At 65.6% G+C, this 22,143-nt stretch carries 19 protein-coding genes and 1 tRNA gene; 7 read left to right on the forward strand and 13 right to left on the reverse strand.

The genetic code is table 11. The features are described from left to right. Positions 1–647 precede the first annotated feature (647 nt). A complete protein-coding gene (locus tag ACFOD4_RS11645) occupies positions 648–1,190 on the reverse strand; it encodes a hypothetical protein (protein WP_379596612.1) in 543 nt (180 codons plus the stop codon). 128 nt (positions 1,191–1,318) lie between these two features. Between ACFOD4_RS11645 and ACFOD4_RS11650 the strand changes: the two genes are divergently transcribed. Both ACFOD4_RS11650 and ACFOD4_RS11655 read left to right on the forward strand, forming a co-directional pair. After that, positions 1,319–2,464 (forward strand): ATP phosphoribosyltransferase regulatory subunit, encoded by a 1,146-nt coding sequence (locus tag ACFOD4_RS11650; RefSeq protein WP_379596613.1) that lies wholly within the window; start codon positions 1,319–1,321, stop codon positions 2,462–2,464. Positions 2,465–2,466: 2 nt separating this feature from the next. Then, on the forward strand, positions 2,467–3,756 hold the full coding sequence (locus ACFOD4_RS11655; protein WP_379596614.1) for an adenylosuccinate synthase: 1,290 nt from the start codon (positions 2,467–2,469) through the stop codon (positions 3,754–3,756). Between the two features lie 70 nt (positions 3,757–3,826). Here ACFOD4_RS11655 and rpoH read toward each other — a convergent pair whose 3' ends face one another. Further along, complete coding sequence (gene rpoH / locus ACFOD4_RS11660) at positions 3,827–4,717, reverse strand: RNA polymerase sigma factor RpoH (RefSeq protein WP_379596616.1); 891 nt, start codon at positions 4,715–4,717, stop codon at positions 3,827–3,829. A 229-nt stretch (positions 4,718–4,946) separates the two neighbouring features. After that, positions 4,947–5,954 carry an RluA family pseudouridine synthase gene (locus ACFOD4_RS11665; protein WP_379596617.1) on the reverse strand — a complete coding sequence of 336 codons (1,008 nt, stop codon included), beginning with the start codon at positions 5,952–5,954 and terminating at the stop codon, positions 4,947–4,949. Here ACFOD4_RS11665 and ACFOD4_RS11670 point away from each other — a divergent pair. From ACFOD4_RS11670 to ACFOD4_RS11680, 3 genes are all read left to right on the forward strand, one after another. Then, positions 5,941–6,252 carry a hypothetical protein gene (locus ACFOD4_RS11670; RefSeq protein ID WP_379596618.1) on the forward strand — a complete coding sequence of 104 codons (312 nt, stop codon included), beginning with the start codon at positions 5,941–5,943 and terminating at the stop codon, positions 6,250–6,252. The genes ACFOD4_RS11665 and ACFOD4_RS11670 overlap by 14 nt on opposite strands. A 91-nt stretch (positions 6,253–6,343) precedes the next feature. Then, positions 6,344–6,419: transfer RNA gene (locus ACFOD4_RS11675), tRNA-Glu, on the forward strand. Positions 6,420–6,740: 321 nt separating this feature from the next. Next, complete coding sequence (locus tag ACFOD4_RS11680) at positions 6,741–7,829, forward strand: hypothetical protein (RefSeq protein WP_379596619.1); 1,089 nt, start codon at positions 6,741–6,743, stop codon at positions 7,827–7,829. Between the two features lie 21 nt (positions 7,830–7,850). Here the strand turns inward: ACFOD4_RS11680 and ACFOD4_RS11685 are convergent, their stop codons facing one another. From ACFOD4_RS11685 to ACFOD4_RS11705, 5 genes are all read right to left on the reverse strand, one after another. Continuing rightward, positions 7,851–8,597 (reverse strand): hypothetical protein, encoded by a 747-nt coding sequence (locus tag ACFOD4_RS11685; protein ID WP_379596620.1) that lies wholly within the window; start codon positions 8,595–8,597, stop codon positions 7,851–7,853. A 227-nt stretch (positions 8,598–8,824) separates the two neighbouring features. Further along, positions 8,825–10,132, reverse strand: coding sequence for a citrate synthase (gene gltA / locus ACFOD4_RS11690; RefSeq protein ID WP_379596621.1), 1,308 nt, complete (start codon positions 10,130–10,132; stop codon positions 8,825–8,827). A gap of 151 nt (positions 10,133–10,283) precedes the next feature. Next, positions 10,284–10,862: a thermonuclease family protein gene (locus ACFOD4_RS11695; protein ID WP_379596622.1), complete on the reverse strand. Its 579-nt coding sequence runs from the start codon at positions 10,860–10,862 to the stop codon at positions 10,284–10,286. 34 nt (positions 10,863–10,896) lie between these two features. Next, on the reverse strand, positions 10,897–12,360 hold the full coding sequence (locus tag ACFOD4_RS11700; RefSeq protein WP_379596624.1) for a CHAD domain-containing protein: 1,464 nt from the start codon (positions 12,358–12,360) through the stop codon (positions 10,897–10,899). Between the two features lie 62 nt (positions 12,361–12,422). Continuing rightward, positions 12,423–12,956, reverse strand: a complete 534-nt coding sequence (locus ACFOD4_RS11705) for a SixA phosphatase family protein (RefSeq protein ID WP_379596625.1) — start codon at positions 12,954–12,956, stop codon at positions 12,423–12,425. A 125-nt stretch (positions 12,957–13,081) separates the two neighbouring features. Here ACFOD4_RS11705 and ACFOD4_RS11710 point away from each other — a divergent pair, with 125 nt between their 5' ends. Together ACFOD4_RS11710 and ACFOD4_RS11715 are read left to right on the forward strand one after the other, a co-directional pair. Next, a complete protein-coding gene (locus tag ACFOD4_RS11710; RefSeq protein WP_379596626.1) occupies positions 13,082–13,696 on the forward strand; it encodes a DUF6134 family protein in 615 nt (204 codons plus the stop codon). Beyond that, positions 13,693–15,258, forward strand: coding sequence for a cryptochrome/photolyase family protein (locus tag ACFOD4_RS11715; protein WP_379596628.1), 1,566 nt, complete (start codon positions 13,693–13,695; stop codon positions 15,256–15,258). The genes ACFOD4_RS11710 and ACFOD4_RS11715 overlap by 4 nt, the downstream gene beginning before the upstream one ends. 4 nt (positions 15,259–15,262) lie before the next feature. On the opposite strand, the gene ACFOD4_RS11720 is transcribed toward ACFOD4_RS11715, so the two are convergent. The 5 genes from ACFOD4_RS11720 to ACFOD4_RS11740 all read right to left on the reverse strand — a co-directional run bounded on the left by ACFOD4_RS11720 (position 15,263) and on the right by ACFOD4_RS11740 (position 22,105). Next, positions 15,263–16,474: an alpha-hydroxy acid oxidase gene (locus ACFOD4_RS11720; RefSeq protein WP_379596629.1), complete on the reverse strand. Its 1,212-nt coding sequence runs from the start codon at positions 16,472–16,474 to the stop codon at positions 15,263–15,265. Positions 16,475–16,626: 152 nt separating this feature from the next. Further along, positions 16,627–17,364 carry a metallophosphoesterase gene (locus tag ACFOD4_RS11725; RefSeq protein ID WP_379596630.1) on the reverse strand — a complete coding sequence of 246 codons (738 nt, stop codon included), beginning with the start codon at positions 17,362–17,364 and terminating at the stop codon, positions 16,627–16,629. Next, positions 17,361–18,812 (reverse strand): cryptochrome/photolyase family protein, encoded by a 1,452-nt coding sequence (locus ACFOD4_RS11730; RefSeq protein ID WP_379596631.1) that lies wholly within the window; start codon positions 18,810–18,812, stop codon positions 17,361–17,363. The genes ACFOD4_RS11725 and ACFOD4_RS11730 overlap by 4 nt, the downstream gene beginning before the upstream one ends. Then, a complete protein-coding gene (gene pdeM, locus ACFOD4_RS11735) occupies positions 18,809–19,531 on the reverse strand; it encodes a ligase-associated DNA damage response endonuclease PdeM (RefSeq protein ID WP_379596633.1) in 723 nt (240 codons plus the stop codon). Before pdeM ends, ACFOD4_RS11730 begins: the two co-directional genes overlap by 4 nt. A 48-nt stretch (positions 19,532–19,579) precedes the next feature. Continuing rightward, positions 19,580–22,105: a ligase-associated DNA damage response DEXH box helicase gene (locus ACFOD4_RS11740; RefSeq protein ID WP_379596964.1), complete on the reverse strand. Its 2,526-nt coding sequence runs from the start codon at positions 22,103–22,105 to the stop codon at positions 19,580–19,582. Positions 22,106–22,143 lie beyond the last annotated feature (38 nt).

A 22,143-nucleotide genomic window follows, 5' to 3' on the forward strand; every position in this document is an offset into this window, starting at 1 on the left:
AGGGTTGCTCCGCCTCTGCGGCCTCTCGTCGGAAGCTGACGTCAACCTTTAGCCTGCGCCGTCCACTTCCCGGAACAATGCCGCGCCAAGCCGGCAGGCCCGCGGAATCCTGCCCCAACAAAGGTTCATCGCGCACAAGAACGCCATTTGTTGAAGCGTTCCCCCTGCCGGCCATGCCAAGGAGCAAGCCGGCTCGGAATGTGACGAATGGACCCGTCGGCTCGATGATCCGTTTCTGGCCCAGGACCAGCAAGAAGCGGGGATATAACCGCAGATGCGGCACGCCGGAAGCCCAAGGCGGTCCAAGGCTCAGGCCACGAGTGCCGCAAGCCCCCCGGCCCGCCCAAGGTCACACGGGGCACCCCTATGCCTTCGAGGATGCACCAAAAGCCTCAGCTGTCGTGGAAGAGGACCTTCCAAATGGCAGACTTCACAATAGCAGCCGCCCCAGCCGGAAGCCGCTGATGGCATGGCGGGCCGGAAGCGGTGCCGGCAGCACAGGCCGAGCAAAGTTGGCTTCCGCACCTTCTGTCCAGCACTTTGCTGCAGGAACGGCCTGCCGCTGCCGGCTGAAGAAACGGCTCTCAAGGTGCAAGCTTAAAGGACAGCGATGGCAAATGGGCCATTCCGCGGAAATGGGCTGGCACCTACCGGTTGCGCTCGTTGTCCAGCCGGGTGATCTCGGCATTCACGGCACCCGCGGCTTCTGCCGACCGGGGCAGGCGGGGAAGAGAGGAAAGGGCACGCAACGTGCCTTCTCCGCCCAAGGAGAAGGCAGGACCACCCAGCGCCTCGACGGCAGCCCCACGCTGCCCGTCCTGCAGTGACTGGGCCGCCTGCCGCAGCTGGCGCATCACAAGCTCCGGCTGGGCGCCGCTGGCGATGCCGAGCGCCTCCCGCGCCTCGTCACGGGCCCGCTCCATCTGCATTGTGACCAGCGGCGAAACCTTCTGGTTCCAGTAGCTGTCATTGGCGAGAGTTTCGGCGAGGTACTCGATCTGCACGATGGCCAGGGCCGCGCGGTCCGGCTGACCGTGCCAGCGGGACAGGTCACCGAACTGGAAGGGTGCGTTCATCGCGGCGCCCCGCAGTGAAACTCCAACGCCGCCCAGATAAGAGCGGGCAGGATCAGTGGCGCAGGCGGCCAGAAGGAAGGGCAGGGCGGCGGCGGTGAAGTATCGGCGTCTCATGCTAAGCAAATGGAGCAGGCCGGCTGTGGGTTCAGGGATTGGCGATCACGGTCGCGCGCGCGATCCGCCCTTGCCGTCGCGGCCCGGCGCTGCCACACACGCGCCGTTTGCCCGCGCCACCGGACACCATGACCGAAGACCTGCCCAATCCTGCCCTGCTGCCATCCGGCCTTTCGGACGTTCTGCCCCCCGAGGCGGCACGTGAGGCCGCGCTGGTGGAAGCCATGTTGAGTGTCTTCGCGGCGCATGGCTATGAGCGGGTAAAGCCGCCGCTGCTGGAGTTCGAGGACAGCCTGCTGGCTGGCTCCGGCGGCGCCGTGGCCGACCAGACTTTTCGGCTGATGGACCCCGACAGCCACCGCATGATGGGAGTGCGTGCCGATGCCACGCCGCAGGTGGCGCGCATCGCCGCAACGCGGCTTGCCGATGTGCCGCGTCCGCTGCGCCTCTCCTATTCGGGGCAGGCCTTGCGGATGCGCGGCAGTCAGCTGGCGCCGGAGCGGCAGATCGCCCAGGCGGGCATCGAGCTGATCGGCCCGGATTGTGCTGAGGCCGATGCCGAGGTGGCGCTTCTCGGAGTGCAAGCGTTGGCGGCGGTGGGCGTCACCGCTCCCAGCCTAGACATCACCCTGCCGACCATGGCACCCGCCTTGCTGGATGCCGCAGGGGTGCAGGGTGAGCTGCGTCGCCGGCTGGCCCGTGCGCTGGACCGCAAGGATGCCGCCGCTGTGCATGCGCTGGCCGCCGAGGCAGGCCCACCAGCCATCGGGTTGACCGCGCTGCTGACCGCCGCCGGCCCGGCCGACAGGGCCTTGCAGGCGCTGGGCGAGGCAGAGCTGCCGCCGGCCGCCCGTGCCATCGCTGACAATGCCGCTGCCATTGTCGCCGCCATCCGTGCTCGGGCGCCGGAGCTTCGCATCACGCTGGACCCTGTGGAGTTCCGTGGGCTTCAGTACCATGTCGGGGTCGCTTTCACCCTGTACGGGCCGGGCAGCACCGGTGAACTGGCACGGGGCGGACGATACCGGTCTGGCGAGGAAGCGGCGACCGGCATGACCATGTACCCGGATGCAGTGCGCCGCGCCGCGCCGGTGCCGCCGATGCCGCCGCGCGTCTTCATCCCCCTTGGCGCAGATCTGGCGGTGGCGGCCGGATTGCGGACCCAGGGCTTCATCACGGTGGCGGCGCTTTCGCCCGCCGACACGCCGCAACGGCTGCGCTGCGGCCACATCCTGCGCGGAACCATTGCCGCGCCGATCGAGGAGAACGCATAGCCATGGCCAATGTCGCCATCATCGGCGCCCAGTGGGGCGACGAAGGCAAGGGCAAGGTTGTCGACTGGCTGGCCAGCCGGGCCGATATCGTCGTGCGCTTCCAGGGTGGCCACAATGCCGGCCATACGCTGGTGGTGGGCAACCAGACCTACAAGCTGTCGCTGCTGCCCTCGGGCGTGGTACGGGGCAAGCTCGGTGTTATCGGCAACGGCGTGGTGCTGGACCCGGAGGCGCTGCTGTCCGAGATTTCCCGTGTGCGCGGCCAGGGGCTGGATGTTGGCCCGCATAACCTCCGCATCGCCGAGAACGTGCCACTGATCCTGCCGCTGCACCCGGCCATCGACAAGGCGCGCGAGGAAGCCCGCGGGGAGGGCAAGATCGGCACCACCGGGCGTGGCATCGGTCCGGCCTATGAGGACAAGGTGGCCCGCCGTGCCATTCGCCTTTGTGACCTGGCCGAGCCCGAAACTCTGTCGGCCAAGCTCGACGAGCTGCTGCTGCACCACAATACCTTACTGAAGGGCCTGGGCGCCCAGACCTTCGAGAAGCAGGCGCTGCTGGACGGGTTGATTGCGCTGGCGCCAAAGCTGCTGCCCTATGCGGAAGCGGTTTGGGAGCGGCTGGAGGAGGCCCGCCACGGCAACAAGCGTGTTCTGTTCGAGGGCGCGCAGGCGGTGATGTTGGACGTGGATCACGGCACCTACCCCTTTGTCACCTCGTCCAATACCGTGGCGGGCAACGCCGCGGCAGGCGCGGGGATCGGGCCGCACGGTATCGGTACGGTGCTGGGCATCGCCAAGGCCTACACCACTCGTGTGGGTTCCGGTCCGTTCCCGACCGAGCTGCATGACGAAATCGGCAAGCGCCTGGGCGAGCGGGGGCGGGAGTTCGGAACCGTCACCGGCCGTCCGCGCCGCTGCGGCTGGTTCGATGCCTGCCTGGTGCGGCAGGCGGTGAAGGTCGGCGGCGTTCAGGGGCTGGCGCTGACCAAGCTGGACGTGCTGGATGGCCTGACCGAACTGAAGATCTGCACCGGCTATGAGATCGATGGCGAGGTGGTGAAGCGCCTGCCCGCTGCGCCGGGCGCGCAGGCCAAGGCCAAGCCGATCTACGAGGTGCTCGAAGGCTGGACCCAGTCCACCATGGGCGCACGGTCCTGGGCCGAGCTGCCGGCCACCGCCATCAAGTACGTGAAGCGGATCGAGGAACTGGTTGAGGCGCCGGTGACGCTGCTCTCTACCAGCCCTGAGCGCGACGACACCATCCTGGTGAGTGATCCCTTCGCCGGATAGAAGCCCAGTGGACGCATGAAAAAGGGCGTGGCCAAGGCCACGCCCTATCCTCAAAGCGACCGCCGGACCCTTAGTCCACCGTCAGCCGCCGCTCCGTGATCTGCATCTTCATGCTCTTCTGAAGCTTCTCGAAGGCGCGGACCTCGATCTGCCGCACACGCTCACGGCTGATGTTGTACTGTTGCGACAACTCTTCCAGCGTCGTGGGCTCGTCTTTCAGCCGGCGCTCGATCAGGATATGACGCTCACGCTCATTCAGCGTCTTGAGTGCTTCGCCGAGGAGCTGGCGGCGGTTGGACATGTCCTGCCGCTCGGCAATCTCGGTTTCCTGAGATTCGCTGTCGTCCACCAGCCAATCCTGCCACTCGCCCTCGCTGTCGGCGCGTACCGGCGCGTTCAGCGAGTTGTCGGGCGATGCAAGACGACGGTTCATGGACACGACGTCCTGCTCCGGCACCTGCAGCGTGTGGGCGATCTTTTCCACCTGCTCAGGCTGAAGGTCACCTTCCTCCAGCGCCGCCATCTGGCCCTTCAGCCGACGCAAATTGAAGAAGAGCTTCTTCTGCGCGGCGGTCGTGCCCATCTTCACCAACGACCAGGAGTGCAGGATGTACTCTTGGATCGCGGCGCGGATCCACCACATAGCATAAGTGGCCAGACGGAAGCCCCGATCCGGATCGAACCGGCGGACGGCCTGCATCATGCCGACATTGCCTTCGGAGATCAGCTCGCCGACCGGAAGGCCATAGCCGCGATAACCCATGGCAATCTTCGCCACGAGACGAAGATGGGACGTCACAAGCCGGTGTGCAGCCTGCTGGTTGCCATTGTCCTTCCAGTCCTTCGCCAGGCGGAATTCCTCCTCCGGCGAAAGCATGGGGAATTTACGGATCTCCTGCAGGTAGCGGGAGAGATTGCCCTCGGGGGCCATCGGAACTGAAAAAGCGTTAGTGGAAGCCATGTCTGCATCTGCCTCCTGCACCGGCCGGGAGCCCCTGTGACGGCGAGCCTCCGGAACAGCATGTGGTCCGGTCGTCCGCCGCTGGGCCCTGACGCGCCGCCTGTTCCCCGGTCACACGGGGACAGGTCCGGCGGCCGCGCCTTGGTGAGTGGCACCCGGCGTTGGCGACAATGGAACGCTATCGCGCTGCAGCGAGTTGCGCAAGAAAAACCCGACTGTAATAGTCGGGTTACTGGCCGTTACGATCCAGCAACGCGAGCAGGGCGGACATGTCTGCCGGAACCGGGGCGGAGAAGCGCAGCATCTCGCCTGTCTCGGGATGACGGAAGCCCAGGGTTTCCGCGTGGAGAGCCTGACGTGGAAAGGCCAGCAGCACCTCGCGCTGCTCCGCTGGCAGCCCTCGCGCAGCTGCCGGCAAACGGCGCAGGTAAACGGGGTCGCCTACGAGAGGGTGGCCCAGATGGGCCATATGCACCCGAATCTGATGGGTGCGTCCGGTTGAAAGGCGGCAGCGAAGCAGCGCGCAAGCGGTGCCCCAGGCCCGCTCGGTCGCGTAGTGGGTGAGGGCATGCTTTCCACCCTTGACCACCACTGCCATGCGCTTGCGATCCATCGGATGGCGACCGACAGGCGCGTCAACGGCGCCGGACGAGGGCGATGGCATGCCCCAGGCCAAGGCTAGGTAGGAGCGTTCCAGATCCCTGCTGGCAAAGGCGGAGGAGAGTGCCACATGCGCTGGCTCGCTCTTCGCCACCACCATCACACCCGATGTTTCCTTGTCGAGCCGATGCACGATGCCTGGCCGCTTCTCGCCACCGATGCCGGTCAGCTCCTCACCCGCATGGGCGAGAAGGGCATTCACCAGCGTGCCGTCCGGATTCCCTGGCGCCGGGTGCACGACCAAGCCTGCAGGCTTGTTCAGGACGATGAGGTGGCGGTCCTCGAACAGGATTTCCAGCGGGATCGCCTGAGCCTCTGGCGTCGCCGCCACTGCTGCCGGCGGAACCATCCGATAGAGGGCGCCCGCACGGATCGTTTCCGACGGATCGGTGGTTGCGGCTCCGTCGCGGCTGACATGCCCGGCCTCGATCAATGCCTTGACGCGGGAGCGCGAGAGCGTGCCTATCGCCGCCGCCAGGAACCGGTCCAGCCGGTTGCCCGCGTCGCCGGAGCTGGCGGTGATTTCGAGGGAAGTGGCCGCTTCGGGCGGCGGAGGAGTGTCAGTGCGCGGGCTCAAGATTCTTGTCGGGGTTATGGGAGTTCTGATCGTCCTGGGGACGGTGGGGCTGGTGGTCGCCATTGTCCAGAAGATGAACGAAGCGGCGACCGGGCCCGCAACACCCGGGACGGCTGAGTCGGTGGCTCGGCTTACCACGGATCTGGCCCTGCGGCAGCCGCCCGGCACACGGATTGTCCAGATGGCGGAGATCGGAGGGCAGCTCGCCATCTGGGTGGAACGCGCCGACGGTCCGTGCATTCTGATGGTCGATCTGTCAGGCGGACAAGATGTTCGGGAAATTCGCGTCGGCGAATGATGAAGGACAGAAAAGCATGATAGTCGCAGAAAATCCGCCGTCAGCCCTTGATCAAGTCGGAACCCCCGGATAAAAGCCCGCCACGCCTTTAGTCCCCTTCGTCTAGAGGCCTAGGACACCGCCCTCTCACGGCGGCAACAGGGGTTCGAATCCCCTAGGGGACGCCAAAACTCTGGCTGGCTAGGGAGATCGACGCCGCGCTGTATCAGCTGCGGCGTTTTTTCATGTTCATGCATCATCTCGGTTGCTCCCTCCGTGCCGTGCGGCTGGATCGTCACAGCGAAGTGACGCACAACTCTTGCAGTCCACCTTGCGAGACCTTCATGAAACTCGCCCGGCATTGCTGGGGCTTTGGCCATGATCCCGGTTAAAGCGGTGCCGCGGCATTAACACTTCGTAAGAAGCCTGTGCTTGAGCGGAGACGTAGCTCGAATAATCTCAGGAATGAGCAATTCTGTTCGTTTTGAGATGGTGGGTGAGGCTTCGTCATGTCGCAAAGGCTCGAGGTGCGTCCCTTTACGGGCTCGCCCACACAATGGAATACCTTCGCCAAACAATGTGGGGCCTCCTTCCGCTGTGCCTGGCGCGCCTTGGCGCTCTGGCAGCTAGACCATCATCTGCTGCACAGGATGCGGCGGCTGGACATCGGCCAGTCCGTCGGAGGGGAGTGGGTGAAGGTCGGCCAGTGCGCGGTTGGCATCGGCCGCAAGCATCGCGTCTTCGCTGACAGCCTCCAGTTGCTGCCGGAGCATGGCCACTGCTGGACCATCGCCATGGAGGCAGTTCTGCTGCATCTTGGACCGGGCGATTATCACTATGGCTCCCAATGGAACATGGAAGTCCCACGACAGGACGCTCTGCGTGACATTGCCGGGCTGAAGGTATCCGGAGTGGAAGCCATCACCCTGGATGTGGTGGATTTCCGACAATGGCCGGACTGGCCTGCCTACCTGCGGAACGTGAGCAACAATGCCAAGCGCAACGCCCGGCGAGCGACGGACAGCTTTCCCGGTATGGGGATGGAACTGAGGCAGGGTTTGTCCGCCTTACGTTCAGGGCGGGCCCTTTGGAGCCTCCGTGCCAGGATGGCGAGGCGCAAGAAGATCGACCTCAGCGGCGCGAGGACGCTTTTGCGTTACGCGCTGCGGATGCTGGCCTTGGACCGGGAAGCCTTCACGGCGATTCTGAGCGTGGCGGGACAGCCTATGGCCGGTTTCTCGGGCATTGATTTCGGCGGCCGGACCTATTTTTTGGAGGGCGGCTCCTCCGACACCAACAATGGGACCAACTGGCATCTTCTGCTCGCCATGCTGCAGCGTGCCTTTGACCGTCACCCGCAGGGATGCCTGATCATGGGGGCGCAATATGCCAGCCAGCCGCGGGATGAAGGGCTAGCCTTCTCACGGCGGCAGATCCGCGTGATCGCCGTCGAGACGAGCGAGGTACGCTTCTCCTTCCATCCACCCGCCATTCGACTTGTTGGCGGCACGGATATGATGCCGAACAATGCCGACGCCGGCACAGATGAGTTGGCTGCTGCAGCCCGGCTCGGGGAGAAAGGATTGCTTCAGGCCTGAGAAGCATCCGCCGCTGATCCATCATGGCAGACGCATGAAGTTGGCGGCGCCTGACGCCCGGGCGATCAAGGCCTGCATGGCGGGATTGCTGGCCCCGGCCTCATCAGTCAGGGCGTCCATTGGACAGAAATATTCATGTGCCTGTGGCATCTGGGTGCGGGCGAAGCCGTCATATTGCCGTTCCTTCAGGCCGTAGAGCACGCGCACGTCGCGGATAGGAAGCACCAGGGGTTCAGTTGGCTCCTGGCGCAAGAGCCTGATGCGGCGCCAGCGCGGTTCGGAGTCTCCCGCGTTGTTGTCGCACAGCCACGGCACAGGACACACCGCCAGAAGTGATGTTGTGGAAGGCGCGAACCGTGACCGCTTGTCCAGGAGGTTCTGCAACGAGGCGCACGCCTCGATGCACAGGATATCGCAGTAAGCGTCGGCTGGATCGGGGCTGAAATGCAGCCATAGACCATCTGGCACGGTGCGCAGACGATTCGAGCCAGGCAGGCGGAGGAAGGGGTGCACGGTGGTGTCAGCCTCGCCCGGCCTTGCCCGCATCCAGACACCGCGCTGCTTCGGCGTCTCCATGGCACCTGGTGGACGTTGCGGCCATGTTCTCAGTCGCCGCCGCACAAGATCGTCTAGAGAATTGTGCACCAACTTAACTCTTGCAGATTCACGCATTTGCAGTCCGCCCACCCCTTGCGGTTGACGATCAGCAATGAACGTCATCTCAGCTTTGTGATCAAGTGATTTTAGTAACTTATGGGTGAAAATCAAAGTCGAATCAGCGCGGGTATGGTTAATGTCTATCGAAATGAACTTTCCTTACTAAACGAATTCTTGTGTTTTACTTTTTGTGAACAGAGGTTTGCGTTCTTTTCTTAACGTTACTTTGAAGCTTGGCCATTAGCCATGAAAAAACCCGCCATGCCAACGCATGACGGGCCATTGCCTGTCTGTCCCCGGCCGGAGCTGCCAGCCGGGGAGGGTGGAAGGCAGGACGATCAGCCGCGCGTGTCGATCTTGGTGACGTCGCGGCGTGTTGCTCCGGTATAGATCTGGCGCGGACGCCCGATACGCTGACCTGGCTCCTCGATCATTTCCTTCCACTGGCTCACCCAGCCAACCGTGCGCGCCACGGCGAACAGAACAGTGAACATGTGGGTCGGGATGCCCATGGCCTTCAGGATGATGCCCGAATAGAAATCGACGTTCGGGTAAAGCTTGCGGGAAACGAAGTAATCGTCTTCCAGCGCGATCTTCTCCAGCGCCATAGCGAGGTCGAGCAGCGGCTCGTCCTTGATGCCCAGCTCGGCCAGGACCTCGTGACACGTCGCCTGCATGATCTTCGCGCGTGGATCGAAGTTCTTGTAGACGCGGTGCCCGAAGCCCATCAGCTTCACGCCGGAGTTCTTGTCCTTAACCTTCTCGATGAAGGAGGGAATGTTCTCGACGCTGCCGATCTCCCCCAGCATCTTCAGCACCGCCTCGTTGGCGCCCCCGTGGGCAGGACCCCAGAGGGCCGCAATGCCGGCGGCGACACAGGCGAAGGGATTAGCACCGGTAGAGCCCGCCAGTCGCACGGTCGAGGTGGAGGCATTCTGCTCGTGATCGGCATGCAGCACCAGGATCCGGTCCATGGCACGCGAGAGGATCGGGTTGGGCTTCCACTCCTCAGCAGGCACTGCAGTCATCATGTACAGGAAGTTCTCTGCGTAGGAGAGGTCATTCCGCGGATACATGAAGGGCTGGCCGATGGAATACTTGTAGGCCCATGCCGCGATGGTCGGCACCTTGGCAATCAGGCGGAACGCGCTGATTTCGCGCTGCGCCTCGTCGGTGATGTCCAAGCTGTCATGGTAGAAGGCGGAGAGGGCACCCACCACGCCGCACAGGATCGCCATCGGATGGGCATCGCGGCGGAAGCCGCTGAAGAAGGTCTTCAGCTGCTCATGCACCATGGTGTGCATGGTGACGTCGTGCTTGAACTTCTTGAGCTGCTCCTGGTTCGGCAGCTCGCCATTCAACAGCAGGTAGGAGACTTCCAGGAAGTCGGTCTTCTCCGCGAGCTGCTCGATAGGGTAGCCGCGGTACAGCAGCACGCCCTCATCGCCATCGATATAGGTGATCGCGCTTTCACAGGCGGCGGTGCCACCATAGCCGGGATCGAAGGTAAAGACACCGAGCTCGGCGTAGAGCTTGCGGATATCGAAAACATCGGGGCCGATCGAACCGGAGATCAGCGGCACCGTGGCAGAGCGGTTACTACCGTCGAGCGTGACGGTGACAGACCCTTTGGCCGTGCTGCTCATGGCGTCTTCCTCTTAAACGGAGCGGCACGCGCCTGGGCGTGTCGCCAATGATGCAGTGCAAGATTAGGCGTCGCCCCCCCTCATTGTCCATCCGGCGACATGCCTCAGGATGGCTTGCTGCGAATCCGATAGGAGATTGGGGAAGGCGAGCCTAGTGGCGTACGCGCCAGGCGGCCGGTGCGCCGGCAGGGTAGGACCACAAGCCTCGTGCGGCCGCCCGCGCGGCGCCCTCGGCCAGCCGGATCTCCGGGACTGCCTCAGGCCCCGCCAGTGCCCAACCAGTGGCTGCCATCGCCAGATTGACGTCGCGGTCGCCTGCTTCGCAGAGGGCCAGGGCTCGCCCGAAGTGATCACGTCCCTGGACGCGGCATTCCATGTCGCGCCCCTGAACCAGGCGCGACAGGGCTTGAGCAGCGGCTGCGCCGCAGTCGAAGCCGACGCCGACCTCCGTGCTGCAGGTCTGGCCACGTTCAGGCGTGATCAGGCCCGCAAGCCGTAGGGTCCGGTCGCCCAGCCGCAGGGTTTCGCCATCCACGACGCGCACCGTCTCGGCCGCGGCGCTCCAGGCCTGCTCGCGCGGAGCGGACCCCAGCAGGTTTGCAGGCAGACCGATGGTCACCAACAGCAGCGCCAGGAGGGCGGCCCCCAGACCCAGGACGGCACCGCTCCAGCGCCGCGAGGTGCGGCGGGAAGAGGCGGCGGAGCGGAAAAGGCGACGATGGTACGGCACGCCGCCAAGCGTTAGACCACCACAGGCTGTGGTTTCAAGTCTCAGTCGCGAAGGGTACCGCAGGTTTCATTCGTCGGTCCGATACATCCTCGGACCAGAAGCTGTCCTGCTTCTTGAAGCCGTGCCACGCTTCGATTGCTCGAGGCCGCATGTCCTGCGCCGCCGCCAATGACCAGCCTTCCGCCAGGCCAATAGCCCAGGCCGGCGCACCTTTCAGGCTCGCAACCCGTGCCCGGGCAACCACCGCATCGTTGGACAGGCCGAGCGCATCCTGAAGAAAGGCCAGGCGCTTCTGAAACCGGCGCGTGGCGCGTCCTGGCCAGAGTGGCGCGAAAAGCTCTGCGGCATAGCGGAGCTTCTTGGCCTCCAGACGAAGATCGTGCAGCGACTCGTCCGTCGCGTTCTCGATATCGCGAGCCAGCTTCTTCATAGCCTTCCGCCGCTTTTGCAGCAGGCTGGCCGCCCAGGGTCGCAGAGGTGCTTCGTTCAATCCGGCTGAAGCATCCCATTCCCTCAGCGACGCCAGCCGCACTGCCTGCCAGACAACATGCCGGAAGGCCGGGCCCTCCAGCAGGACCCGCAGGGCACCGTAGGCTTCGAGCCTCTGCATCTCGGCCTGCCGCAGCAGCCGTGACCAGCGCTGATCCTGGCCCAGAGCAGCGCCCAGCTCGGCGCCCAATCCTCCCAGGAACACGTCCCATTCGCGGGCATCGGTCAATCCGCGCGCCAAGTCGCCCAACCCGCTGTTGAGTGCCTCCAGCGCAGGGCCGGAGAAGGATCGGCGGAATTGCTTCAGACAAGAGCGGAGCCGGCGCGCCGCGACCCTGAGCTGATGCACGCCGGCCGGGCCGGCTTCCGCACGAGCCTCCGGCGCCTGCGCCAGCAGCACCTCGGTCAGGTGAGCCAGGGCAAGTGCCAGGGCCTCGGCCGGGTTGCCGGTATCGCCAAGATCCGGAGGGCCGCGTCGGCGGTGGCGAGGCGCCGCACCAAGCGCCTGAGCCTGTGCCAGTTCGTCAAGACTTGCATGGGCAGGAAGCAGGGGAAGGTCGGCTGCCAGGTTCTGGGCCAGTTCCACCACCGCCCGTCGGGGACCAGTCAGAGACAATTGAGCCACCGCGGAGCCGCCGGTGCCACCTTCGATCCGGCCAACCTGCAGGCGGAGCGCGACGCCGGTCGCATCGGCTCGCGACCATTGGTGACGCCCCGCATAACGCGCCACTGTTTCCAGAACCGCGCCTTCCACTGCTTCCGGAACGGCTCCCGCCGGCAATTCGGTTTGCGGTCCCGTCGCTTCACCAGGCAGGCGGAACCCGATTGCGGGCATCAGCGGGCAGACTCGGCGAGGTCCCTTGGACGGCGCACGCAGTGCCAGGCCCGCATCGCGCAGCCGCTTATCCGGGGTGTCCAGCCAGATCCAGGACTCGGCTGTGGAACGTGGACGCGTGCGGCTGGCGAGCGCCTTGTGCCGCCAGACCAGTGCCGCGCCGGCCGCCGGCAAGCTGAGCTCAAGCGTCAGCGGCGGCTCGCCGGCGGCGGGGTCCTGTGTCGGGAGCAGGGTGCTCAGCTTGCCATCTCCGGAAGGTCGTTCGGTGCGACAAAGCGCACCAGCCGTGCTCCGCCGGCCTGCAGCATTCGCCAGGGCGCGGCGATGCTGAACTCGGCGAGGGCACCGGTCGGGTACCCATCCGCAAGCCGCTGGGTTCCAGGTGCGTTGCTGGCCATCCCCGCGGGTCCGGCGAGTGCCAGGGCCAAGTCGTGCAGGCCGGGGTTATGGCCGAGCAACAACAGGCTTCGGGCAGTTTCCGGAGCGGCCTGCAGGGTGTCCAGCAATCGCTCCCATGGTGCCAGATAAAGATCGTCCATAGGTTCGATCATCGGGCTGTCCGGGAGTGGCGCCAGCGCCTCCAACGTTTGCAGAGTCCGGCGAGCCGAGGACACCAGCACGATGTCCGGCGCCAGGCCGAGGCCGCGCATGACCCCCGCCATCGCCAGGGCCGCGCGTTTGCCGCGCGCGTTCAGCGGGCGGGCATGGTCGGGCAAGCTCGGATCGTCCCATGACGATTTCGCGTGCCGCAACAGAAGCAATTGCCGCATGGGGCCAATGTGCCACGGCTTCGGCAGGCTTGCCAGGGCGTGACACAACACTGTTGCAGCGGAACGTGCGGCGCCCATCTCTGCCAGGCTGCCTCTGCAGGCGGCATTGGACGGGAGTGTTGTGGATGGGCGGATGCGGGATGGGGCGGCGATTGTGGCTCGGCGGGGCTCTAGGATGCCTGTCGCTGGCGCGGCCTGCAGGGGCTGTACTGCCCCGGGATGGGTATCGCTTCCGCGTGCTGCGGGACGGCAGGGCAGTCGGGACCCATACGGTAGGGGCGGAGCCGGACGGCATCGTGCGCACCGTGTTGTCGCTTGAAGTGAAGCTGCTATCCTTCACGGTGTTCCGCATGCGTCATGAATATGCCGAGCGTTGGCAGGATGACCGGCTGTTGAGCTTCGCCGCCCACACCATCCGGGAAGGGCGGGAAACACGGCTGGACCTGGCTGCGACGCCACAGGGTCTGCGGGGACGGGGGCCTGGCGGAGAGATCTTGCTGCCACCCGCGGCGCTGCCGCTGTCCTGGTGGGAGCCGGCTCATCTGCGTCAGCCGCTTTTCGATACGGCAACGGGGGAAGCGTTGCAGGGTGGCCCGTCGCCACAGCGCGACCAGGGAGGCACCCGCTGGCTATGGCCGGAACGCGGGGCCGCAGCCTATTACAACGCCAACGGCCGCTGGGTCGGCTTTACCATGCGCGGCGATGACGGCATTCCCGTGCAATACGAGCCGGCCGGATGACCGACAGCCCAGCCGGCGTGCTGCGCGTCGTGCTGGGCGATCAATGCAGCCGCACCCTGTCCGCCCTGCGTGACCTCGATCCTGCGGTGGACGTCGTGCTGACCATGGAGGTGGCGGAAGAGGCCGATGCCGTGCGCCATCATCGCCAGAAGATGGTGCTCATCTTCTCGGCGCTGCGCCATTTCAGCCTGGCACTGGCTGCCCGTGGCGTCCGGGCGGAGCATGTGACGCTCGACGATCCGGCCAATAGTGGCAGCTTCAGCGGCGAGGTGGAGCGAGCCGTCCGGCGGCATAGGCCGCGGAAGATCGTGGCGACGCATCCGGGTGAATGGCGCGTCATGCGGATGATGCAGTCTTGGGAGGCCAGCACCGGTGTGCCGGTGGAGATCCGCGACGACGACAGGTTTCTTTGCACCCGCGCTGGGTTTGCGCGATGGGCCAGGGGCCGGCAGCAGTTGCGGATGGAGTTTTTCTACAGGGACATGCGACGCCGCCACTGCATCCTGATGGAGCCGGATGGAGAGCCCTGCGGCGGGCGCTGGAATTTCGACGCCGAAAACCGAAGGCGCCTGCCGCGCAACGTTGCGGTGCCGTCGCCGCCTCGCTTCGAACCCGATGCCATCACCCGGGCCGTGCTGTCGATGGTGCGGCACCGTTTTCCCGGCCGCTTCGGCGCGCTGGAGAACTTTGCCTGGCCGGTGCGGGCAAGGGATGCCGCGGTGGCGCTGCAAGACTTCCTGCAGCACCGACTGCCGGCCTTCGGACAGTATCAGGATGCCATGGCCAGCGCTGAGCCGGTACTGTTCCACAGCCTCATCTCGGCGGCCCTCAATATCGGGTTGCTGGACCCGCTGGAGGTTTGCCGAGCGGCAGAGGCGGAATACCGGGCAGGGCGAGCTGCCCTGAGCAGTGCAGAGGGTTTTATCCGCCAGATTCTCGGGTGGCGGGAATATGTACGCGGCATCTACTGGCTGCACATGCCGCATTACGCGGCGCTCAACATGCTGGCGGCGAAGCGCCCGCTACCAGATTTCTACTGGAGCGCCGAGACCAAGATGAACTGCATCCGGCATGTCGTGACGCAGACGCGGGATCATGCGCATGCCCACCATATCCAGCGCTTGATGGTGACGGGGAACTTCGCCTTGCTTGCCGGCATCGCGCCGGAGGCCATCAACGAGTGGTATCTGGCAGTGTATGTCGATGCCTTCGAATGGGTCGAACTGCCGAACACGCATGGCATGGCCACCTTCGCCGATGGCGGCCTGCTCGGCAGCAAGCCTTACGCGGCCTCCGGCGCATACATCAACCGGATGAGCGATTACTGTGCCGGCTGCTCCTACGATCCGAAGGCGCAGGCCGGCGAGAGGGCTTGTCCGTTCAATTTCCTTTACTGGGACTTCCTGGCTCGGCATGCGCCGCGTTTGCGGGACTTCCCTCGGATGGCCATGCCGCTAAGCAACCTCGAGCGCCTGGGGCCGGAAAAGCTCGAGCAGATCCGGCACCAGGCGGCACGATTCCTGGAGGCGCTCCCCCACGCGCCGGCTGAAGCCTATCGCTGACGACCTAGAGGGCCATGCTCTGCCGATGACCCTGCATCTGCATCGAAGGTTGCGGCCTCACGACCTCCTCGCCGTGTCGAGGCGCATGGATGATCTCGGGCGACAAGCCCGCGACCGATTTCATGCCGGTAAGCGCCATGGTCACGTCCATTTCCTTGCGGATGATCTCCAATGCCTGGGTCACCCCGGCGCCACCGCCTGCTGCAAGACCGTAGAGCCAAGCCTTGCCGATCATGCAGCCCTTGGCGCCCAGCGCCAGCGCCTTGATCACATCCTGGCCCGAGCGCACACCGCCATCGAACAGCACCTCGATCTTGTCGCCCACCGCCTCGGCGATGGAGGGCAGGACCGAGATGGAGGAGGGGGCGCCGTCGAGCTGCCGGCCGCCATGGTTCGAGACCACCAGGGCGGAGGCACCGAGACCAGCAGCGATGCGGGCATCTTCCACATCCAGCACGCCCTTCAGGATCAGCTTACCCGGCCAGATCGAGCGGATCCACTCCACATCCTTCCAGGACAAGGACGGGTCGAACTGCCCAGCGATCCAGTGGGATAGCGTCGCAAGCCCTTCCTTGGCGCCAGGCGCTTCGGTCAGATTGCCGAAGGTCTTGCGTTTCCCGCGTAGCACCCGCAGCGCCCAGTCGGGCTTGGTGGCGACGTCCAAGGCATTGCGCAAAGTCAGCTTGGGCGGCACGGCCAGGCCGTTTTTGATATCGTTGTGCCGCTGTCCCTGGATCTGAAGGTCGAGCGTGAGCACGAGGGCCGAGCAGCCGGCCGCCATGGCACGCTCAACCAGGGAACGGCTGAAACCCCGGTCCCGCATCACATACAGCTGGAACCAAAACGGGTCCTTCACCTCCGCCGCCACATCCTCGATCGAGCAGATCGACATGGTCGAGAGGGTGAAGGGGATTCCAAAGGAATGGGCAGCTCGGCACCCATGGATCTCGCCATCAGCATGGAACAGGCCGGTGAGGCCGGTTGGCGCGATGGCAACCGGCATGGACACCGCCTCGCCCAGCATGGTCGATGCGGTGCTGCGCTCGGCAACGTCGATCATCACGCGCTGCCGCAGCTTCAGCGCGGCCAGATCGTCCCGGTTGGCACGGTAGGTGGCCTCGTCATAGGAGCCGCGATCGGCGTAATCGAAGATGGCGCGGGGAATGCGGCGGCGAGCGCGTAGACGCAGATCCTCGATGCAGGTGACCGGCGGCATGGGCGTTCCTTCTCCTCCTCGATCGCGCCGATCTATCAGCGGGCGCTCGGGAATACCTAGCGCGTCGAAAGCAGGCCCGCCATGCATCGCGCCCTGCTTGATCCTGTTGCGCGGCCGCGAGGCTGCCCTGTCGGACTGGCCGCGTTTCCCGATCAGATCGGAAGGTCAATCCACGACAGATGGCCGCCCTTGCCTGCTCCTGTATCCAGGAACACCGCCCGGCCTCCCGCAGCGGAGATGGCCACGAAGGGCCGGCCGTTCAGGCTGCGCATTTCATGGCCGCAATAGACGGTGATGCCGGAGGGGATGCGATGCACCCAGTTGTGCAGCCTTTGCGGATAGCCGTCATCCCGCATGCGGCTGGTAACTTGGCCGAACAGGGCCCGTGGCACCAGCCCGTCCGGCTTTTGCGCACCGGCATCCATGGGAGAGGGTTCGCGCAGCATGCGGGGATGGAAGCCGCCATGCACGAAGATCCAGGAGCCGAGCCGCAGCCAGGCCGGCGCACGCGAGATTTCCTCGATGGCCTGGGCCTTCAGTGCCTCCCCATCCGGTGCTGCATCGAGCTGCGCGAGAGTTTCGCCTAACCCTTCGGGATCGGGCCGCACCAGCGCACCGGTCAAGGCGCGCCTCAGCTTATGGTCATGGTTGCCCAGGATAAAAAGGCCGCGGCGCTCTTGCCGCATGGCGAAGGCCAATCGCAGGGCGCCAGGATTGTCCGGGCCACGGTCGGTCAAATCGCCGAGTTGCACCACGAAGAGGCGCTTCTCCTGCGCTCCGGCAACGGCAGCCGCGAAGGCATCGGCATCGCCATGCACATCACCGACCACCCGCAACCCGGCGAAGTCCTGGCGAAGCCTGACCCAGAGAATGGAGGATGATCCCGTCATCCATGTTCTCTTTGCACCGGCCGCCGCAGGGATTGCAACGCCTGCAATGCGATGGCGCGACCTGCGGCCGGGCGGATCAATGGTTCGGGATAGTTCCGCCCAAGCTGGATTCCGGCCGAGGCCAGCACGGTGCCGGGAGCCTCCCAGGGCTCGTGCAGCCATCGATCGGGCAACCGTGCCAGCTCGGGGACGAATCGGCGGACATAGTCGCCGGTCGGATCGAATTTTCGCCCCTGAAGCACCGGGTTGAAAATCCGGAAGTAAGGGGCGGAATCCGTGCCACAGCCGGCGATCCACTGCCAGTTCTGGCTGTTGTTGGCGAGGTCCGCATCCACCAGCGTATCCCAGAACCAGGCAGCACCGTCCCACCAAGGCTGCAACAGGTGCTTCACCAGCAGCGATCCCGCGATCATGCGGACCCGGTTGTGCATCCAGCCAAGTTTCCACAACTGCCGCATGCCGGCATCCACGATGGGGTAGCCGGTGCGGCCTCTTTGCCAGCTTCGCAGCAAGGCGGCGTCCGGCCGGTATGGAAAGTCGGCGAACTCCGCTCGAAGCGGAAACTCGGGCAATTCCGGACGGTGCCACAGCATGTGATGGCTGAACTCGCGCCACAGGATCTCGCGCAAGAAAACGCCGTGGCCACCATGATGGCCGCCCCCTCGCATCACCGCGTCCCACACTTGCCGCGGGGACACTTCACCCCAGTGCAGATGCGGCGACAGACGGGACGTGCCGTCCTGGCCCGGCAGGTCGCGGCCCTTGCTATAGCCGGCTGCGGCTTCGGTCAGGAAGCCCTCCAGTCGCGCCTGCGCTCCAGCCTCGCCCGGCACCCAGAGATCGGTAAACGCCGACGCCCAGGGGCCTTGCCGCTCAGGCGGCAACAGGGTCAACTCTTCCAGAGCCAGTCCACCCGTGGGATGCGTCGCGCCGCGCAGCCTTTCCGGCGCCGTGCCAGGTTGCGGAACTTCGCCCAGCGCCAGCATAGCCCTGGCAAAGGGCGTATAGATGGAATAGGGACGCCCCTGGCGCGTCCGCACGGCGTCGGGGCCGAAGAGAAGCCCCGTATCGTGCAAGGTAAGCTCGCGGCCGGCGCGTCGAAGCGCTGTGTTCACGGCCGCATCCCGTGCCCGTCCCCAGGGGCTGTAGAGGCGGCTGGCAAAGATCCTGCCGGCGTCAAGCTCCTGCGCCAAGGCAGGGATCAGCGTCTCGGCGTTGCCCTTCAGCAGCAGAAGCGGTGCTCCACGCTCGGCAAGAGCCTGCGACAGAGCTGACAAGCTGTGATGCAGCCACCAACGCGACGCCCCCCCCAGCGTCCAGCGGCCCGCCGCTGCATCATCCAGCACATAGACAGGCAGCATCGTTCCACCTGCCGCCTCGGCGAGTGCTGCGTGGTCGGACAGGCGGAGATCCTGGCGCAGCCAGAGGATGTCGGGACGTGCTGTCATCCGATGGAAGTCGTTGCCACTGGCCGTGCAGCCAGCGCCAGATGCCGCATCGGTCCAACAGCGAAGCTGAACAGCCGCTCGCGGCCGAGCAGAAAGGCACGACCGCCGCGGGGGAACAGGGCGGCCACGGGAGGGGCCGTGATCTCCAGCCCTCCCGTATAGCTGCCGAAGGCGGGCAGCAGAATGCGCCGGGCATCGGCCAGAAAGCAGGGGCGGGTCACAGGGCCGCAGCGGGTCGGCATGCTGGCCTTGGGATGAAAATGGCCGCTCAGCTCAAAGCCCGAGGCAGCGTCCGGGATACCCTGATGCCGAAACACCAGTGGACCCAGCCGGAGTGTCTCCACCGCCTCACCCGGCAGGCCGACTGGCGGCGCGGGATCGTGGTTGCCGAGGACCCAGGTCACCCTCCGTCCTGTCAGCAACTCCGCCAGCAGCGCACGATCGGCCAGTTGCATTCGGGCTGAGCCACCGCTGTCATGGAACGAGTCGCCCAGGAAGACGATGTGTTGCGGTGTGTAGCGACGCAGCAGGGGCTGGAGCCGGGACAGCGTATCGCGCGTGTCGAAGGGCGGCACCATCTGCCCGCGAGCCGCGAAATGGCTCCCTTTCTCCAGGTGCAGATCAGCCACGGCGAGCAGGCGTTGCGCGGGCCAGAACAGGGTGCCGGCCGGATCGAGGGCCAGGCGCTCGCCAGCCAGATGGAAGGGGGCGGAAATCATTGCTTCAAACGGGTTACCGAACCTGAACAATGCGGGGAAGGGGGCAAATCACGCGGTGCGGGCCCGCCGCCGGCGATTGTTGCGCCGATCCTTGCGAAGCCCACGCTTTTCGTCGCGATCAGGCACGGGCGGCAGGACATCGAGCCCGAGCATGTCCTGAAAATGCTCGGCGCCACCGGTTGCTTCCTCGACCAAGGCTTCCGCTTCAGCCAGGAGAGCTTCGCCCACGTCACCTGAAACCCATTCACGGCCTTCCTCGATCAGGGCCGGGACGGCCAGCGGCGATACGCGGTCGAGCGCCCTGTGGCGGATCTTCCCGCGGATGCGTCCGAGAAGGGCGCCGATGCGAGCAACATCCGTCAACCCGGCCGCCGCTTCGGCTCGGGTCGCCCGCAGCAGGATGTGGTCAGGCTGGTGACGGCGGAGCACGTCATAGATCAGGTCGGAGCTCATGCTCATCTGACGACCGGACTTCTCCTGGCCAGGGTGGTTCTTCTGCAGCAATCCGGCAATGGTGGCGATGTTTCGGAAGGATCGCCGGAGCATGGAGCTCTCGGCCATCCACTCCTCCAACTCCTCGCCCAGCAGGTCCTCGGCAAAGAGGGCATCCATGTCGCTGGGCGGAAAGGCCGACCACGTCGCGACAACATAGTCGGTGCCGAGAAAGCCGAGTGGGCCGCAGCCCATCCTCTCCAGCCTGCGGGTCAGCAGCATGCCCAGCGTCTGGTGCGCCAACCGTCCTTCGAAGCAATAAGCAACCACGAACCAGCGCTGCCCACGCGGGAAGCTTTCCACAAGTAGGCCTTCGCGCGAGGGCAGCTCGGAAGCGCGCTGCTGCATGCGCAGCCATTCGCGAACCGGGGTGGGCAGGGCACGCCACTGCCGTGAGTCGGCGAGGATGGCGCGCACCCGCTTGGCCAGATCGGTCGTGAGCGGCATGCGACTCCCGGCATAGGCCGGTACGCGGGGCTCGCCCTCGCCCCCGGGGGAGACCACAACGGTCATGAGTTCCATGCGCTCGTAGCGAAGGAGCTGCCCGCCGAACATGAAATTGTCGCCCGCCTCCAAGGTCGAAACAAAATATTCCTCCACCTCACCCAGCACGCCACCGCCGCGCATCCGCACCTTGATCAACGGCGTCTCGACGATGGTGCCGAGGTTCATTCGAAGTTGCCGCGCCACCAGCCCGTTGCGCACATGCACCAGCCCCTCCGCGTCCCGGAACAGTTTGCGGAAGCGCTCATAGGCGGTCAGCGCGTAGCCGCCATCCTCCACGAAGCGCAGCGTGTCGTCGAAATCACGCCGGGTCAGTTCGGCATAGGGCGCCGCGCGCGTTACCTCGGCATACAGCTCGTCAGGATGGAACGGTGCGTGGCAGGCCATGCAGAGCATATGCTGCGCCAGTACGTCCAGCCCACCGGGCCGGGGTCTGTCGCCATCCACTTCGCCGGCGGCGACGGCCTGGATAGCGGCGCGGCACTCGATCACCTCGAACCGGTTGGCGGGCACCAGTGCCGCTGCCGAGGCCTCGTCCATCCGGTGGTTGGCACGCCCCACGCGCTGCAGCAGCCGGGCGACGCCTTTAGGCGCGCCCACCTGGATGACCTGGTCCACCGCACCCCAATCGATGCCGAGGTCAAGCGATGCCGTTGCCACCACCGCCCGCAGCCTTCCCGCCGCCATGGCGGCCTCGACCTTGCGCCGCTGCTCGATGGTCAGGGAGCCGTGATGGATGGCGATCGGGAGGTTGTCGTCGTTCAGTCGCCACAGGGCCTGGAAGCAAAGTTCGGCCTGGGCACGAGTGTTGACGAAAACAATGGTGACTCCGGCCTGACGCAGACGCCCGTAAACCTCCGGCATGGAGGCAAGGCCCATATGCCCGCCCCAGGGCAGCCGCCCCTGAGGCAGGATCACGTCGAGCGCCGGTGCCGCGCCGCCCTTCTCCCAGACCAGGCGCACCGAGGCGGGCCGCGCATCGGGTGCCACCCAGCTCGCCATCGCTTCCGGATGAGCCACGGTCGCAGAAAGCCCCACGCGCCGCATGGCCGGCGCCAGCGAAGAAAGGCGGGACAGGCACAAGGCAAGCTGATCGCCGCGCTTGGTGCCGGCCAGGGCATGCACTTCGTCCACCACCACATTCCGCAGCCCTCCGAACATCTCGCCGGCTGAGGGGAGCGACAAAAGCAGGGCCAGGCTTTCCGGCGTGGTCAGCAGGATATGAGGCGGGGCTTCGCGCTGGCGGGCACGGCGGTTGGCAGGAGTGTCACCGGTCCGGGCTTCCACTCGAATGGCAAGTTCGAGCTCCTGTATCGGGGCCATCAAGTTGCGGCCGATATCCACGGCCAGCGCCTTGAGCGGTGAGATATAGACGGTGTGCAGACCCGTGGCTGGATGCGCGTGAAGGTCCAGCAGAGTGGGCAGAAAGCCTGCGAGGGTCTTGCCGCCGCCCGTGGGTGCGATCAGCAAGGCCGACTCACCCGCGCGTGCCGCATCCAGCATAGCGAGCTGATGCGCGCGGGGTTGCCACCCGCGGGCAGCGAACCAGGCGGCGAAAGGTTCCGGCAATGTTCCCATCGATGCAGCCGGTATGCCGCGCTTCAGGCGCCGCGCCA

Origin of the sequence: Teichococcus globiformis (genome assembly GCF_042646265.1) — a bacterium.
Taxonomy (GTDB): Bacteria; Pseudomonadota; Alphaproteobacteria; order Acetobacterales; family Acetobacteraceae; genus Pseudoroseomonas; species Pseudoroseomonas globiformis.

Coding starts and splice junctions, on each gene's coding strand:
- ACFOD4_RS11645 (WP_379596612.1), bottom strand. CDS start 1,190: ATGAGACGCCGATACTTCACCGCCGCCGCCCTGCCCTTCCTTCTGGCC.
- ACFOD4_RS11650 (WP_379596613.1), top strand. CDS start 1,319: ATGACCGAAGACCTGCCCAATCCTGCCCTGCTGCCATCCGGCCTTTCG.
- ACFOD4_RS11655 (WP_379596614.1), top strand. CDS start 2,467: ATGGCCAATGTCGCCATCATCGGCGCCCAGTGGGGCGACGAAGGCAAG.
- rpoH (WP_379596616.1), bottom strand. CDS start 4,717: ATGGCTTCCACTAACGCTTTTTCAGTTCCGATGGCCCCCGAGGGCAAT.
- ACFOD4_RS11680 (WP_379596619.1), top strand. CDS start 6,741: ATGTCGCAAAGGCTCGAGGTGCGTCCCTTTACGGGCTCGCCCACACAA.
- gltA (WP_379596621.1), bottom strand. CDS start 10,132: ATGAGCAGCACGGCCAAAGGGTCTGTCACCGTCACGCTCGACGGTAGT.
- ACFOD4_RS11705 (WP_379596625.1), bottom strand. CDS start 12,956: ATGCGGCAATTGCTTCTGTTGCGGCACGCGAAATCGTCATGGGACGAT.
- ACFOD4_RS11710 (WP_379596626.1), top strand. CDS start 13,082: ATGGGCGGATGCGGGATGGGGCGGCGATTGTGGCTCGGCGGGGCTCTA.
- ACFOD4_RS11715 (WP_379596628.1), top strand. CDS start 13,693: ATGACCGACAGCCCAGCCGGCGTGCTGCGCGTCGTGCTGGGCGATCAA.
- ACFOD4_RS11720 (WP_379596629.1), bottom strand. CDS start 16,474: ATGCCGCCGGTCACCTGCATCGAGGATCTGCGTCTACGCGCTCGCCGC.
- ACFOD4_RS11725 (WP_379596630.1), bottom strand. CDS start 17,364: ATGACGGGATCATCCTCCATTCTCTGGGTCAGGCTTCGCCAGGACTTC.
- ACFOD4_RS11730 (WP_379596631.1), bottom strand. CDS start 18,812: ATGACAGCACGTCCCGACATCCTCTGGCTGCGCCAGGATCTCCGCCTG.
- pdeM (WP_379596633.1), bottom strand. CDS start 19,531: ATGATTTCCGCCCCCTTCCATCTGGCTGGCGAGCGCCTGGCCCTCGAT.
- ACFOD4_RS11740 (WP_379596964.1), bottom strand. CDS start 22,105: ATGGGAACATTGCCGGAACCTTTCGCCGCCTGGTTCGCTGCCCGCGGG.